Here is a 15,264-nt window from a genome sequence, read left to right on the forward strand (position 1 = left end):
CGAAGAGATCCTCGCAATGCATCCCCCTCACCCTACCCCTCTCCCCGGGGGGGGAGAGGGGAATCTGGGGAAACCTCACATGACCCGCCCCATCATCGTCGCGGCAAGGCGGACTCCGGTCGGACGCATCGGCGGCAGCTTGCGCGAGCTTCCCGTCGAGGATCTCGCCGCCCCGGTCATCCGCTCGGTGCTGGCCGACGCCGGCCTCGATCCCGCGGAGGTGGATGAGGTTCTGCTGGGCAATGCGGTCGGTCCCGGCGGCAATGTCGCACGGCTGTCGGCTCTGTCCGCCGGGCTGCCGGTATCGGTGCCCGGCGTCACGGTGGACCGGCAGTGCGGATCGGGGCTGGAGGCGATCAACCTTGCCGCCCGGCTGGTACAGTCCGGCGCCTGCGACGTGGTCCTGGCCGGCGGGGTGGAGAGCACCAGCACCGCCCCGTGGCGCGTCGCCAAGCCGTCCTGCCTCTACCAGAGCCCGGCCTTCTACGACCGTGCCCGCTTCGCTCCCGACGAGGTCGGCGACCCGTCGATGATCGAGGCGGCGGAGACTGTCGCCACAGCCTACGGCATCGACCGCGCCCGCCAGGACCGCTATGCGCTGGACAGCCACCGCAAGGCCTTGGCCGCGCAGGCCGCCGGGCGCTTCGACCGCGAGATCGTTCCGCTGCATCTCCATGACGGCCGCGTCGTCGCCTTCGATGACTGCCCGCGCGCCGATACCAGCCTCGAAAAGCTGGCGGCGCTGCGGCCCATCCTCCGGCCCGATGGCACGGTCACGGCGGGCAACGCCTGCCCGGTCAATGACGGTGCCGCAATGGTGGCGGTGGTGTCGGAGCGGAAGTTCCGCGCGCTCGGCCTCACCCATGGGCTGGCGGTGGTCGACAGCGCCGCAGCGGGCGTGGATCCGAAGCTCCTCGGCACCGGCCCGATTCCGGCGGTGACCAGGCTGCTGGCCCGCAATCCCGGCCTGACCATCGCCGACATCGACCTCGTGGAGTTCAACGAGGCCTTCGCCGCCCAGGTGCTGGCCAGCCTCGACGCGCTTGGCATCGACCGATCGCGCGTGTCGGTCGGCGGCGGCGCCCTGGCGCTCGGCCATCCCTATGGCGCATCCGGGGCGATCCTGGTGACGCGCCTGTTCAGCGAAATGCTGTTCCCGGCGGCAGGACGTACGCCCCGCCGGGGCCTCGCCACGCTCGGCATCGGCGGCGGGCTGGGGCTCGCCACACTTCTGGAGCCAGTTTGAATGACCAGCGCCCCTGCGGCCGGGGATAGTTTCCGGTCGGCCTTCCGTCACCGCGCCTTCGCCCTGTTCTGGAGCGCGCGGGTCTGCTCGATGCTGGCGATCCAGATGCAGGTGGTGGCGGTCGGCTGGCAGGTCTATGCCATGACCGGCGACCCGCTCGACCTCGGGCTGGTCGGTCTGTTCCAGTTCCTGCCCTCGCTGGCGCTGGTACTGGTGGCCGGCCATGTGGTGGACAACAACGACCGCAAGACGGTCCTGTTCGGCGCCCTGTCGATCGAGATGATCGCGGTCGCCGCCCTGTTCCTGCTGACCATGGCCGGCGCCCTGTCGCCCCACGCCATCTTTGCCGTGGTGGCGCTGATCGGCCTCGCCAAGTCCTTCGAGGGTCCGGCCAACCAGGCGATCCTGTCCGCAACCGTCCCGGTGGAGGATTTGCCCAACGCCGTCGCCTGGCAGTCGTCGGGCGTGCAGGTGGCGCAGATCTCCGGCCCGGCGCTGGGCGGCCTGCTCTACATCGCCGGACCGGCGGCGGTCTATGGCGTCAGCACGGCGATGCTGGTGCTGTCGGTCCTGCTGATCGCCGCCTGCCGGCCGCGCCCCGTCACCATGACCAAGCGGGCCATGAGCCTGACCAGCATGCTGGCCGGCGCCGCCTTCATCCGCAGCCGGCCGGAGATTCTGGGCGCCATCTCGCTCGACCTGTTCGCGGTGCTGCTGGGCGGGGCGACGGCGCTGCTGCCGATCTATGCGCGCGACGTGCTGCATGTCGGGCCGTGGGGGCTCGGCCTGCTGCGCTCGGCGCCTGCGTTGGGGGCGCTCGCCATGGCGATGGTCATCACCCGCTGGGGCGTGAAGCGACATGCCGGGCGCTGGATGCTGATCGCGGTGGCCGGGTTCGGCGTCGCAACCATAGCCTTTGGACTGTCGGCCGATCCGGTGCTGTCCTTCATCGCCCTGCTGGCGGTCGGCGCCACCGATCAGGTCAGCATGTTCGTCCGCCAGACGCTGGTCCAGCTGTCCACCCCCGACGAGATGCGCGGCCGGGTCGGCGCCGTCACCTCTCTGTTCATCGGCGCGTCCAACCAGTTGGGCGAGTTCGAATCCGGCAGCGTCGCAGCACTGATCGGCGCGGTTCCGGCAGTTGTGCTGGGCGGCGTCGGCGCGGTCGGGCTTGCCGGGCTGTGGGCGGCGATGTTCCCGGCGCTGCGGCGGGTGGACAGGTTGCTGGGACGGTAGTGAGAGGCGAGCCCCTCACACATCGCTGCATATGTCCAGAAGCCGATGGGCTCAACCCTAGACTTTTTAGAGATACCTGCATACACTTAAAGGTGCGTTCAGGCTGTTAAATCCTCTGTTCTGCATGATGACTGGAAATAAGAGCAACATTCCTCCGAAGGCGATTTTAGCTGTTCTCTTGCGGAATGCGGAAATGAATGCCGACCGCGCGATGGAATCAGAAGGCAGAAAGAGAGATTGATATGAGCATTGTCGTTGGAAACGTACCCTTGCATTTATGGGATGGCGGAAGCGGTACCGGTATCGATTATGACAACTCTTTTCTATATTCAATAACTCCATCGCAGATCGTTGCCAGATTTACAAAAAACGGCGCGACCGTGATGGATGCTACAGTAAATGGTAATATCAATATAACCGGAAATAACATATCAGGAAGAATTACGTCCCTCACGGCGACGCAGCCCAGTGGAAATATCCTGCTGTCGATCAGCAATGCGAATTTGAGCTTTTCAAATGCATATGATTTCTCTAATGTTTTGACGGTCCCGTCGCTGTTGTCAGGCGACGACCAAATATTTGGCTCATCCCAGACGGACTATTTACAGGGATACGCGGGAAACGATTACATCAGCGGCGGTGGAGGTGACGATCAGATCTACACCAGCCCTGGTTTCGATACCATCGATGGCGGAGAAGGTATCGATACCGTTATCAATCTCCAATATACGAGCACCGCGAGGCTGGTCGCCTTCAATGGACAGGTTGCCATTCTTGATCGCAGCAATAGCAGCGACGTTCTGATGAATGTCGAATACGTCAGATATTACGACGGGATGGTGCCGACTTCGAGTGCCGCCGGCTTCGATGCCCTGGGGTATCTGGCGGCAAACCGGGATCTGGCCGCCGTTTTCGGCACCAATCAGGCCGTTGCCTTCACTCACTACATTCGGAGCGGCTATACCGAGAACCGCGCGACCAGCTTCGATGCCGCCGGTTATCTGGCTGCCAACGCGGATCTGGCCGCAGCCTTCGGGGTGGACACTGTCACAGCGACCCGGCATTACATCACCAACGGTCGGTTGGAGGGGCGGAACACCTCCTTCAATGCGACAAGTTATCTGGCGGCCAACCCGGATCTGATCCAGGCCTTCGGCTCCAGCACCACCGCAGCGGCCCTTCATTACGCAACCACGGGACGGCTCGAAGGGCGGACGACGACGTTCAACGCGGCTGCCTATCTGGCGCGGAACCCCGATCTTCAGCGTCGGTTTGGCAACAGCGAAGCGTCGGCAGCAGCCCATTACGTGAACTTCGGTTACCGCGAAGGACGCTCCACCACCCCGCTGGCGACGACCGGCCGGGCGGCGCCGATGCTCGAGTCGGATGCCTCGGCAGGCATGCTCGCCGCCACCGTCTGACGCCACCGTCTGACAAGGCTCCTGCAGGCGGGTCATCCCCGCCCGCAGGGCCGAAATCAACGGATCACAGATACCGGATCGTCACCTTGTCGGCGGCCTGCTTGGCCCGTGCCCGCGCATCGTCGGTGTCGGTGCCGGTCGCCAGCGCCACGCCCATGCGGCGGTTCTTGCGGGTGGTCGGCTTGCCGAACAGGCGGACGTCGACCTCCTGCTCGGTCGAACCCAGGCGCAGCGCGTCCGCCAGCCCCTCGATGCGGAAATTCTCCGCCTCGCGGTCGGCCAGGATGACGGCGGAGGCCGACGGGGCACGGCACAGGATGTTCGGGATCGGCAGGCCCAGGATGGCGCGAGCGTGCAGTTCGAACTCCGACAGGTTCTGCGACAGCAGAGTGACCATGCCGGTGTCGTGCGGCCGCGGCGACAGTTCGGAGAAGATCACCTCGTCGGCGGTGACGAAGAACTCGACGCCGAAGATGCCGTAGCCACCGAGATTGTCGACGACGCGCGCCGCCATCGCCTTGGCGTCGTCCAGCATCGCCTGCGGCATGGCGACCGGCTGCCAGGATTCCTGGTAATCGCCGCGCTCCTGCCGGTGGCCGATCGGCTCGCAATAGAGGATGCCATCGCGGGTGCGGACGGTCAGCAGCGTGATCTCGTATTCGAAGGGAACGAACTCCTCGACGATCACCTTGCGGCGGTCGCCACGCATGTTCGCCACCGCATAGTCCCAGGCGGCCTCCAGCCCGGCGGCGTCCTGCACCGTGCTCTGCCCCTTGCCCGACGACGACATCACCGGCTTGACGACGCAGGGGAAGCCGGTGTGCTCCGCCCCGGCGCGCACCTCCTCCAGGCTCTCGGCATAGCGGTAGCGCGAGGTGCGCAGGCCGAGTTCCGTCGCCGCAACCTCGCGGATGCGGTCACGGTTCATCGTCATGGTCGCGGCACGGGCCGACGGTACGACAATTGTGCCGGCATCCTCGAATTCGTGCAGCACCTCGGTTCGGATGGCCTCGACCTCCGGCACGATGTAGTCCGGGCGGTGCTTGGCGATGGCGGCGCGCAGGGCGTCGGCGTCCAGCATGGAGAACACCTCCGCCCGGTCGGCGACCTGCATCGCCGGCGCGTTGGCGTAGCTGTCGCAGGCGATGACCTCGCAGCCCAGCCGCTTGGCGGCAATGACGAATTCCTTGCCCAGCTCCCCGGAGCCGAGCAGCAGGATCCTGGCGGTGAACATCGACGCACTCCCGATATTGGCGACAGCTGGCAACAGTGGCGACAGCTGGCCGACCATAGGGCTTCCGGTCAGCCGGGCCAAGCCCCGCCGTAAGCCTTCCGTATGCAGCGGCGAGACGGAAGCGAGGCCGCACAAATATTTCTAAAAAGAAATTATAATGGTAGCGGATGAAAAACTCCGCTCATGTGTTCATGCGTAAATGAACCCCTGTTTCGGGAGGCAACAATGGCAACGACCACACAAGCGGCGGCAAGGCGCGGGTTCTTCGGCGGCAGGACCCTGATGGCCGTCTGCCTGGCCGGCTCGCTGGCATTGCCGGGATGCGCCGGCAACGGCAACGACGACATGGCCGGCGCCCTGCTGATCGGTGCCGCGGTGGTCGGGCTGGGCGTGCTGGCCGCCACTGCCGGCGGCGATGACGACGATGGCGACAACAACCGCGGCCGGCATCAGCGCCATCGCGGCGGCTACGACAACAGCGGCTATTACGGCAATGGCTATGCGAGCGGCTATGAGGGCCGGGGCCGCGGCGGCTACAGCCGCTATGCCGGCAACGGCCAATGCGACGATTCCCGCTACCGCACCTCCAACGGCGGGCGGGCGGAGGCCGGGACCGACGAACGGGACTGCCGCCGCTTCGGTGACGGCCGCAAGTAAAAGGCGGCCGTCCGATTGCGGTTCAGCGCCGCCGCCCCTCCAGGTTCTTGCGGACGATGGCGCCGATGATCAGCAGGAAGGCCAGCAGGCGCAGCACATAGACCCAGCTCTGCTCTTCGCGTTCCAGCCCGCCGAGCGCCAGCACGATCTGGTTCAGCGCCAGCAGCAGGAAGGCCAGCGAGAAGCTGACGAACAGCGCGTCCCTCGTCCGTCTCCAGAAGCCGAGGAAGAACAGCCCGGCCACCGCATAGAGCGCCGCAAGCACGCCGGTGAAGAAGCTGGAGGTGGTGGGCAGCATCACTCGGCATCCCAGATGAAGCCGTACAGCAGCACCCCCACGCCGGCCATGGCGGAGAATTGGCGCAGCGGCAGCAGGTCGACCTGCGTCGGCAGGACGACGACATCGATGAACAGCAGCAGATTGTTCACCGCCAGCCCGACAAAGCACAGCGTGCTCCACAGCAGAAGCCGGCTGCGGGACCGCAGCCAGCTGCGCAGCAGCAGGACCATGCACAGCAGGCTGGCGGCAAAGCACAGCAGATAGACCGCCGACTTCACGACATCCATGTCGTCGCTCCCACCCCGCTCTCCCCCTGCAGGGGACGGCACGCATTCCTGACTATGAAGACCGCGGTCATTTCATTCACTGGGATCAATCGTTGAGGCGGAAGCGGAAGGAATCGGCAAAGATCTGCACCTTGTTGCCGGGAGCCGCGAAGATCTCCCGGATGATGGCGGACGGACGGGTGGCGTAGGCCTGCTCGATCTCCTCCACCCACTGGTCCAGAAGCGGGGAAGCCGGGCGGTAGCGGTGGCGGCCGTCGGTCTGTGCCACCAGCAGGCCAGCACCGAGGAACCCGGCCAGCGCCTCCTGCACCACCACGTCGCTGCCACGCAACTCGCTGACCAGATCGCCGTTCGACCAGTCCCGGTCGGGAGTCCGCCGCAGAAGAAGAAGAAGCTCCAACGCCCAGACAGACCGGATCGAACCTCGCAACAGGGTAAGCGCATCATCGGACAAAACCATGAACCAGAACCTGACCTGATATGCACAACCGGCGGCGTGGGGTAACGCCGCCCTCGATCCCCCTCATCCCCCCCGGACGGCCTCCGCCGGGGCGAGAGGGGCCTGCGGATCCAGCGCGCGCCGCAGGGCACGGGCCAGATCGCCGTCACGGTACGGCTTGGACAGCGTTTCCGCCCGGCTCAGCACAGCCCCCAGAACGGCGCCGGGATCGGCGGTGCCGCCGGCGTCGGTGGACGCGCCGGCCTCCGGTCCCGGCGCAGAGGTTCCGTTGGCGTAGCCCGAGGCGAACAGCACCCGCAAGGAGGGGTGGCGGCGCAACCCCTCCAGCGCCAGTTCGCGCCCGTTCAGGCCGCCGGGCATGACGATGTCGGTGAACAGAAGATCGACCGGCTGCCGGTCCAGCAGGGTCAGCGCCGCCTCGGCACCGTCGGCCTCCAGCACGCGATACCCCAGCGCCGCCACCGCCTGCACCGCGACCGACCGCACGTCGGCGTCGTCATCGACCACCAGCACGGTCTCGCCACGGCCGGCGAAGGCTTCGTGGCCGTCATCCTCGTCGGTCGAGACGCCATGGGCGCTGTCCACCGCCGCACGCGGCAGATAGAGGCGGAAAACGGTGCCGCGGCCGGGCTCGCTGTCGATGCCGATCAGCCCGCCCGACTGCTTGACGAAGCCATGGATCATGGCAAGGCCCAGGCCGGTGCCCTTCCCCGTCTCCTTGGTGGTGAAGAAGGGCTCGAAGGCGCGCTCCAGCACGTGCGCCGGCATGCCGCATCCACTGTCCGCCACCGACAGCAGGATATAGTCGCCGGCCGGCACCGACATGCCGTTTCCGGTCTGCGGCTCCGTGAACCGGGTGTTCGCCGTGCCGATCCGCAGAGTGCCGCCGCCGGGCATGGCGTCGCGGGCATTGATGACCAGATTCAGCAGGGCCGATTCCGCCTGGGAACGGTCGACCGAGGCGATCCACAGCGGCTCGGCATCGGCCGGAGGCGCTTCGATGGCGATGGCGACACCGCCGCCCAGCGTGCGCTCCATCAACTCGCCCATGCCGGCGACCAGATCGCCGAGATCCACCGGCTCCGGGTGAAGCTGCTGGCGCCGGGCGAAGGTCAGCAGCCGCCGCGTCATGTCGGAACAGCGCAGCGCCGCCTGGAGCGCCATCTCCGCCCGCCGCGCCGCCTTGGGATCGTCGGCAAGGCCGGGGACCAGCCGCTCCAGGCTGCCGATCACCACCATCAGCATGTTGTTGAAATCGTGGGCGATGCCGCCGGTCAGCTGGCCGACCATCTCCATCTTCTGCGCGTGGGCCAACTGCTGCTGGGCCTGGCGCGTCTCGGTCACGTCCATGATGGTGCCGAACAGCTCGGCCGGCCGGCCGTCCTCGTCGCGCACCACCACAGCCTGGTCCAGCAGATGGCGCTCGCCGCCGTCCGGCCCGCGCCAGCGATATTCCACCGTGGTCAGCCCGGCATCGTGGATCGACGCCAACTGGCGCAGCACGCGGTTGCGGTCGTCCGGATGCAGACCGGACTCCCAGAAATTCGGGTCCTCGATGAAACGGGCGGCGGGGCAGCCCAGCACCGTCCGCGTCGTGTCGGACAGATAGCGGAACGGAATGCCCGGCGTCAGGTCGGCGGTGTAGAGCACTATGGGAAGCTGGCCCAGGATCAGGGCCTGCCGCTCCTCCGACCGGCGCAGCGCCTGTTCGGCCTGCCGCATCTCGCGCCGCACCCGCTCGTTCTCGTCCAGCAGGCGCTGCTTGGCCTCGACCTCGCGCTTGACCTCCTCCGTCTTGCGATAGAGGTCGACGAAGACCGACACCTTGCATTTCAGGATCTGCGGGTCGACCGGCTTGAACATGTAATCCACGGCGCCGGTGGCATAGCCGCGGAAGATGTGCGTCTCGTCCTTGTTGATGGCGGTCAGGAAGATGATCGGGATATGGCGAGACTTCTCGCGCAGGCGGATCAGCCCCGCCGTCTCGTAGCCGTCCATCCCCGGCATGTGCACGTCCAGCAGGATCAGGGCGAAGTCCTGGCGCAGCAGATGCTTCAGCGCTTCCTCCCCCGACCGGGCGAGCACCAGCTGCGCGCCCAGATCCTCCAGCGTCTCCCGCACGGCGAACAGGTTCCGCGGGTCGTCGTCGACGATCAGGATCGCGACGTCCGCCTTGTCGGGCTGCGGGTGTGAGTCGGTGGTCATGGTTCCGCTTTCGCATCCCGCGGGAACGGCGGCCGGCGGTGGCGTCACAGGGGCCGCCAGCGCCGCTTCCACCGCGGCTGCGGCCGGCGGCAGAGGTGGCTTACGGACGGCGTCCCCGCCGGTCGGCTGGGCGCTGGCGGTGCCGAGCAGGCGCGACCGGCGGGCCGCCGGCACCGGGCTGGCGGCCGGGGGAGCGAACGGCGCGCGACGCACCGCCCGAACGGGCTGCAACTTGCGCCGGGTCATGCCTGCACCCCGCCACGTGGTTGCTGCCGGTTGTTCTTGGCGGTCCAGATCCGCAGCAGCGACAGCAGATGGTCGATGTCCACCGGCTTGGCGATGTAGTCGGTCGCGCCGGCTTCGATGCACTTGTCGCGGTCGCCCTTCATCGCCTTGGCGGTGACGGCGATCATCGGCAGCGCCCGGAACTCGTCGATGCTGCGGATCGTGCGCATGGTCTCATAGCCGTCCATTTCCGGCATCATGATGTCGACCAGCACCACGTCGACGCCGGGGTCCGTACGCAGCCGCTCGATGCCCTCGCGTCCGCTTTCGGCATGCAGAACCTCGATCCTGTGGGCCTCCATCACGCTGGCCAGCGAGAAGATGTTGCGGATGTCGTCGTCGATCACCAGCACCCGCTTGCCGGCCAGCGATGGGTCGTGCTGGCGCAGGTCGAGGATGCTGCGCCGCTTCTCGTCGGGCAGCCGGTCGACGGCGCGGTGCAGGAACAGCGCGGTTTCGTCCAGCAGCCCGGCCGGCGACCGGGCGCTCTTCAGCACCACGGTTTCGGCCAGCCGGCGCAGCCGCGCCTCGTCCTCCGCCGCGATGTCGGCGGCGACATAGATCACCACCGGCATCCAGGCGAGCGTGTCGCGGGTGCGCAGCCATTCGATCAGCTCGAAATCCACCGTCACCGGACCGGGCAGGGTCGGGCTCGACAGATCCAGCACCATGCAGTCGAAATGGTCGGCGCTCAGCGCCGCCATCGCGGCCTCGATCGAGGTGACGGTGTGCGTCTCCACATCGCCGTTGCCGATCAGGGCGGCGACGCCGCCCGGCTGCGGGCTGTCCTTCTCCACCACCAGAAGCCTGCGGTGGTCGCGCTCCCGGAAGCTCTTGACCCGGTTCAGGGCGTCGAAGATCGCCTCGCGCTCCACCGGCTTTTCCGAATAGTCGAAGGCGCCCATCGCCAGGCCGCGCCGCCGCTCGTCCTTGGCGGAGATGACGTGGACCGGGATGTGCCGGGTCTGCGGGTCGCGCTTCAGCAGGTCGAGCAGCGCCCAGCCATCCATGTCCGGCAACCCGATGTCGAGCAGGACGGCATCCGGCCGGTATTTGCGCGCCAGCGGCAACGCCGCAGACCCGCCGCTGGACAGGATGGTGCGGAAGCCCTTCTCCCGCGCCAGATCGATCAGGATGGAGGCGAAGGTGTTGTCGTCCTCCACGATCAGCACCACCGGCTCACCGGGGCGCAGGCGCTCGCGGTCGTCGCCGGCCGGCTGCTGCATGTCCAGGAGCGCCAGCCCCTCCTGCGGGCCGGAGGCTACCACCGGGCGGGTCGCCGTCTCGGTCCGCTTGGGCAGCAGCGCGGTGGGCGGCATGGCGGCGCTGGCCGCGGCGATGACGGGCGTGCCGAGCTGCGCGACCGGTTCTGCAACGATGTCGTAGCTGCGCGGGACGAACAGCGTGAAGGCGCTGCCCCTGCCCGGCGTGCTGGCGACGCGGATCTCGCCGCCCAGCAGACGGGCGATCTCGCGGCTGATCGACAGGCCGAGGCCGGTGCCGCCATATTTGCGGCTGGTGGTGCCGTCGGCCTGCTGGAACGCCTCGAAGATGATGCGCTGCTTGTCCTCGGGGATGCCGATGCCGGTGTCGATGACGGTGAAGGCCAGCACCGAGGACGCGGCGTCCAGCGTCGGATGGGCGGCACTCCACCCTTCCGTCGCCGGGGCGACGCGGAAGGTGATGCCGCCGCTTTCGGTGAACTTGAAGGCGTTGGACAGCAGGTTGTTCAGCACCTGGGCCAGCCGCTTCTCGTCGGTCTGGATGCTGGCGGGCAGCGCCTCGTCCATCTCGATGGCGAAGTCCAGCTTCTTCTCCTGCGCCAGCTGCGAGAAGGTGCGTTCCACATGGTTGCGCAGGTCGCCCAGCACGACCTCGCCGATCTCCAGCGTCACCGTGCCGGATTCGATCTTCGACAGGTCGAGGATGTCGTTGATCAGGCCGAGCAGGTCGGAGCCGGCGGAGTGGATGGTGCGGGCGAACTCCACCTGACGGTCGGACAGGTTGGTGTCGGGGTTGTCGGCCAGCAGTTTCGACAGGATCAGCAGGCTGTTCAGCGGCGTGCGCAGCTCGTGGCTCATGTTCGCCAGGAACTGCGACTTGTATTTGGAGGTCAGGGCAAGCTGTTCGGCCTTCTCCTCCAGCGCCGCCTTGGCGAACACGACCTCGCGGTTCTTGCGCTCCACCTCGATGTTCTGCTTCTCCAGCTGCTCGGCCTTCTCCTCCAGCGCCTCGTTGGTGGTGGTCAGCTTTTCCTGCTGGGCCTTGAGCAGCTCTTCCGACTTGCGCAGCGAAGCGGCCTGCTGTTCCAGCCGCTCGTTGGTGGTCTTCAGCTCCTCCTGCTGGCTTTGCAGCTCGGTGGTCAGGCGCTGCGACTGCTTAAGCAGGCCTTCGGTGCGCATGTTGGCGGCGATCGTGTTCAGCACGATGCCAATGCTCTCGGTCAGCTGCTCCAGGAAGCTCTGGTGCGTCTCGCTGAAGCGGCCGAAGCTCGCCAGTTCGATCACCGCCTTCACGTCGTCCTCGAACAGCACCGGCAGGACGATGATGTTCAGCGGCGGTGCCTCGCCCAGCCCGGAACTGATGGCGACATAGTCGCGCGGCACGTTGGTCAGCAGGATGCGCTTCTTCTCGTAGGCGCACTGCCCGACCAGACCTTCCTTCAGGTGAAAGCGGTTGGACAGGTTCTTGCGTTCCTTCAAGGCGTAGCTGGCGACCAGCTCCAGCAGCGGCTCGTCGCGGTCGCGGGTGGCGACATAGAAGACGCCGTGCTGGGCGTTCACCAGCGGGGCGATCTCCGACAGGATCATGTTGGAGACGGTGACCAGATCGCGTTCGCCCTGCAGCATGCGGGTGAATTTGGCGAGGTTGGTCTTGAGCCAATCCTGTTCCGCATTCTTCAGCGTTGTGTCGCGAAGGTTGCGGATCATCTCGTTGATGTTGTCCTTCAGCGCCGCGACCTCGCCCATCGCCTCCACGGTGATCGAGCGGGTCAGGTCGCCCTTGGTCACCGCGGTGGCGACCTCGGCGATGGCGCGCACCTGGGTGGTGAGGTTGGCGGCCAGCTGGTTCACATTCTCCGTCAAGTCCTTCCACAGGCCGGCGGCACCCGGCACGCGGGCCTGACCGCCCAGCTTGCCTTCGATGCCCACCTCGCGCGCCACGTTGGTGACCTGATCGGCGAAGGTCGCCAGCGTGTCGATCATGCCGTTGATGGTGTTGGCCAGCGCCGCGATCTCGCCCTTGGCGTCCACCGCCAGCTTGCGCTTCAGGTCGCCGTCGGCGACCGCGGTGACGACGCTGGCGATGCCGCGCACCTGACCGGTCAGGTTGGCCGCCATCATGTTCACATTGTCGGTCAGGTCCTTCCAGGTGCCGCCGACGCCCTCGACCTTGGCCTGACCGCCCAGCTTGCCTTCGGAACCCACCTCGCGCGCCACGCGCGTCACCTCCGAGGCGAAGCTGTTCAGCTGGTCCACCATCGTGTTGATGGTCGATTTCAGCTCGAAGATTTCGCCCTTCACATCGACGGTGATCTTCTTCGACAGATCGCCCTTGGCGACCGCGGTGGTGACTTCGGCGATGTTGCGGACCTGACCGGTCAGGTTCGCCGCCATCATGTTCACGTTGTCGGTCAAATCCTTCCAGGTGCCGGCAACACCCTTCACCTGCGCCTGACCGCCCAGCTTGCCCTCGATGCCGACCTCGCGCGCCACGCGGGCGACTTCCGAGGCGAAGCTGTTCAGCTGGTCCACCATCGTGTTGATGGTCGATTTCAGCTCGAGGATCTCACCCTTCACGTCGACGGTGATCTTCTTCGACAAATCGCCATTCGCGACCGCCGTCGTCACCTCCGCGATGTTGCGGACCTGCCCCGTGAGGTTGGTCGCCATCGCGTTCACGTTGTCGGTCAGATCCTTCCAGGTGCCACCGACGCCCTTCACCTGGGCCTGACCGCCCAGCTTCCCTTCGGAGCCCACCTCGCGCGCCACGCGCGTCACCTCCGAGGCGAAGCTGTTCAGCTGGTCCACCATCGTGTTGATGGTCGATTTCAGCTCCAGAATCTCGCCCTTCACGTCGACGGTGATCTTCTTCGACAAATCGCCATTCGCGACCGCCGTCGTCACCTCCGCGATGTTGCGCACCTGCCCCGTCAGGTTGGTCGCCATCGCGTTCACGCTGTCGGTCAGGTCTTTCCACGTCCCGCCGACACCCTTCACCTGGGCCTGACCGCCCAGCTTGCCTTCGGACCCCACCTCGCGCGCCACGCGCGTCACTTCCGAGGCGAAGCTGTTCAGCTGGTCCACCATCGTATTGATGGTGTTCTTCAACTCGAGGATCTCGCCCTTCACCGGCACGGTGATCTTCTTCGACAGATCGCCATTCGCGACAGCCGTCGTCACATCGGCGATGTTGCGGACCTGACCGGTCAAGTTCGCCGCCATCAGATTCACGCTGTCAGTCAGATCCTTCCAGGTGCCGCCGACACCCTCAACCCGCGCCTGACCGCCCAGCTTGCCCTCCGAGCCCACCTCGCGCGCCACGCGCGTCACCTCCGAAGCGAAGCTGTTCAACTGGTCCACCATCGTGTTGATGGTCGATTTCAGCTCCAGAATCTCGCCCTTCACGTCGACGGTGATCTTCTTCGACAGGTCACCCGTTGCAACGGCGGTGGTCACGTCGGCGATGTTGCGGACCTGACCGGTCAGGTTGGCCGCCATCATGTTCACGCTGTCGGTCAGGTCTTTCCACGTCCCGCCGACGCCCTCCACCTTCGCCTGACCGCCCAGCTTGCCTTCGGAGCCCACCTCGCGCGCCACGCGCGTCACTTCCGAGGCGAAGCTGTTCAGCTGGTCCACCATCGTGTTGATGGTCGATTTCAGCTCCAGAATCTCGCCCTTCACGTCGACGGTGATCTTCTTCGACAGATCGCCCTTGGCGACCGCGGTCGTCACCTCAGCGATGTTGCGGACCTGACCGGTCAGGTTTTCCGCCATCATGTTCACATTGTCGGTCAGGTCTTTCCACGTCCCGCCGACGCCTTCGACCTTCGCCTGACCGCCCAGCTTGCCCTCCGAGCCCACCTCGCGCGCAACGCGCGTCACTTCCGAGGCGAAGCTGTTCAGCTGGTCCACCATCGTGTTGATGGTCGATTTCAGCTCAAGGATCTCGCCCTTCACGTCGACGGTGATCTTCTTCGACAGGTCGCCCTTGGCGACCGCGGTGGTGACTTCGGCGATGTTGCGGACCTGCCCCGTCAGGTTGGCCGCCATCACGTTGACGTTCTCGGTCAGGTCCTTCCAGGTACCGGCAACGCCCTTGACCTGGGCCTGACCGCCCAGCTTGCCCTCGATCCCGACCTCGCGCGCAACGCGCGTCAGCTCGGTGGTGACGGTGACGAGCTGGTCCACCATGGTGTTGACGTTGCGGGCGGTGCGCAGGAATTCACCCTGCAGCGGCCGGCCCTCGATCTCCAGCGCCATGGTCTTGGACAGGTCGCCCTTGGCGACCGCGCCGATGACGCGGGCGATTTCCGTCGTCGGCTGGATCATGTCGCCGACCAGCGTGTTGATGCTGTCGACGCAGGTTTCCCACCCGCCGGACGCATTGTTCAGCTTGGCGCGCTGGCTGATGCGGCCTTCCTTGCCGATGGCGACACTGAGTCGGCTGACCTCGGCGGTCAGGTTCTGGTTCAGTTCGACCACGTCGTTGAAGGCGGCGGCGATTTCACCGTCGATTCCGGTGAGGTCCAGCGGCAGCCGCACCGAGAATTCACCCTTGCGCAATTGCCGCAGGGCCATCAGCAGAACCTTCGGATCCAACGCGTCCGCCGTCTCGACCATCGCCGTCATGCCGTTCCCCAATCCGCGCGCCGTGCCCACCATGGACCGCGCTCCGCCCATCCTCAGGACCGCTCCACTGCACGGTCGAAGAAAACGTAGGCCAACACAAC

General features: G+C 66.3%; 10 protein-coding genes. 4 read left to right on the plus strand and 6 right to left on the minus strand.

Annotation, left to right across the window (positions count from 1 at the left end; all coding sequences use genetic code 11):
• Positions 1 to 79 precede the first annotated feature (79 nt).
• The 3 genes from CRT60_RS18135 (at position 80) to CRT60_RS18145 (ending at position 3,903) form a co-directional block, all read left to right on the plus strand.
• Positions 80 to 1,246 carry a thiolase family protein gene (locus CRT60_RS18135; RefSeq protein WP_098737970.1) on the plus strand — a complete coding sequence of 389 codons (1,167 nt, stop codon included), beginning with the start codon at positions 80 to 82 and terminating at the stop codon, positions 1,244 to 1,246.
• A complete protein-coding gene (locus CRT60_RS18140; RefSeq protein WP_098737971.1) occupies positions 1,247 to 2,482 on the plus strand; it encodes an MFS transporter in 1,236 nt (411 codons plus the stop codon).
• A 242-nt stretch (positions 2,483 to 2,724) separates the two neighbouring features.
• The gene (locus CRT60_RS18145; RefSeq protein WP_098737972.1) at positions 2,725 to 3,903 is read left to right on the plus strand and encodes a calcium-binding protein; all 1,179 of its coding nucleotides are present in this window, start codon (positions 2,725 to 2,727) and stop codon (positions 3,901 to 3,903) included.
• Positions 3,904 to 3,967: 64 nt separating this feature from the next.
• Here the strand turns inward: CRT60_RS18145 and purT are convergent, their stop codons facing one another.
• Positions 3,968 to 5,137, minus strand: a complete 1,170-nt coding sequence (gene purT / locus CRT60_RS18150; RefSeq protein ID WP_098737973.1) for a formate-dependent phosphoribosylglycinamide formyltransferase — start codon at positions 5,135 to 5,137, stop codon at positions 3,968 to 3,970.
• A gap of 225 nt (positions 5,138 to 5,362) precedes the next feature.
• Here purT and CRT60_RS18155 point away from each other — a divergent pair, with 225 nt between their 5' ends.
• A complete protein-coding gene (locus tag CRT60_RS18155) occupies positions 5,363 to 5,794 on the plus strand; it encodes a hypothetical protein (protein WP_098737974.1) in 432 nt (143 codons plus the stop codon).
• A 22-nt stretch (positions 5,795 to 5,816) separates the two neighbouring features.
• Here CRT60_RS18155 and CRT60_RS18160 read toward each other — a convergent pair whose 3' ends face one another.
• The 5 genes from CRT60_RS18160 to CRT60_RS18180 form a co-directional block, all read right to left on the minus strand.
• Positions 5,817 to 6,092: a DUF5985 family protein gene (locus CRT60_RS18160; protein ID WP_098737975.1), complete on the minus strand. Its 276-nt coding sequence runs from the start codon at positions 6,090 to 6,092 to the stop codon at positions 5,817 to 5,819.
• Complete coding sequence (locus CRT60_RS18165) at positions 6,092 to 6,361, minus strand: DUF5985 family protein (RefSeq protein ID WP_174473790.1); 270 nt, start codon at positions 6,359 to 6,361, stop codon at positions 6,092 to 6,094. The genes CRT60_RS18160 and CRT60_RS18165 overlap by 1 nt, the downstream gene beginning before the upstream one ends.
• 85 nt (positions 6,362 to 6,446) lie before the next feature.
• Positions 6,447 to 6,821 (minus strand): hypothetical protein, encoded by a 375-nt coding sequence (locus CRT60_RS18170; protein WP_098737976.1) that lies wholly within the window; start codon positions 6,819 to 6,821, stop codon positions 6,447 to 6,449.
• Between the two features lie 63 nt (positions 6,822 to 6,884).
• Positions 6,885 to 9,272: a response regulator gene (locus CRT60_RS18175; protein WP_244592591.1), complete on the minus strand. Its 2,388-nt coding sequence runs from the start codon at positions 9,270 to 9,272 to the stop codon at positions 6,885 to 6,887.
• On the minus strand, positions 9,269 to 15,196 hold the full coding sequence (locus tag CRT60_RS18180) for a HAMP domain-containing protein (protein WP_211100116.1): 5,928 nt from the start codon (positions 15,194 to 15,196) through the stop codon (positions 9,269 to 9,271). Before CRT60_RS18180 ends, CRT60_RS18175 begins: the two co-directional genes overlap by 4 nt.
• Between the last annotated feature and the right edge of the window lie 68 nt (positions 15,197 to 15,264).

Origin of the sequence: Azospirillum palustre, assembly GCF_002573965.1 — a bacterium.
In the GTDB taxonomy this organism is placed as follows: domain Bacteria; phylum Pseudomonadota; class Alphaproteobacteria; order Azospirillales; family Azospirillaceae; genus Azospirillum; species Azospirillum palustre.

What these genes read in the sequence shown, in the direction of transcription:
- CRT60_RS18135 (WP_098737970.1), top strand. Translation starts at nt 80, where the DNA reads ATGACCCGCCCCATCATCGTCGCGGCAAGGCGGACTCCGGTCGGACGC.
- CRT60_RS18140 (WP_098737971.1), top strand. Translation starts at nt 1,247, where the DNA reads ATGACCAGCGCCCCTGCGGCCGGGGATAGTTTCCGGTCGGCCTTCCGT.
- CRT60_RS18145 (WP_098737972.1), top strand. Translation starts at nt 2,725, where the DNA reads ATGAGCATTGTCGTTGGAAACGTACCCTTGCATTTATGGGATGGCGGA.
- purT (WP_098737973.1), bottom strand. Translation starts at nt 5,137, where the DNA reads ATGTTCACCGCCAGGATCCTGCTGCTCGGCTCCGGGGAGCTGGGCAAG.
- CRT60_RS18155 (WP_098737974.1), top strand. Translation starts at nt 5,363, where the DNA reads ATGGCAACGACCACACAAGCGGCGGCAAGGCGCGGGTTCTTCGGCGGC.
- CRT60_RS18160 (WP_098737975.1), bottom strand. Translation starts at nt 6,092, where the DNA reads ATGCTGCCCACCACCTCCAGCTTCTTCACCGGCGTGCTTGCGGCGCTC.
- CRT60_RS18165 (WP_174473790.1), bottom strand. Translation starts at nt 6,361, where the DNA reads ATGGATGTCGTGAAGTCGGCGGTCTATCTGCTGTGCTTTGCCGCCAGC.
- CRT60_RS18170 (WP_098737976.1), bottom strand. Translation starts at nt 6,821, where the DNA reads ATGGTTTTGTCCGATGATGCGCTTACCCTGTTGCGAGGTTCGATCCGG.
- CRT60_RS18175 (WP_244592591.1), bottom strand. Translation starts at nt 9,272, where the DNA reads ATGACCCGGCGCAAGTTGCAGCCCGTTCGGGCGGTGCGTCGCGCGCCG.
- CRT60_RS18180 (WP_211100116.1), bottom strand. Translation starts at nt 15,196, where the DNA reads ATGGTGGGCACGGCGCGCGGATTGGGGAACGGCATGACGGCGATGGTC.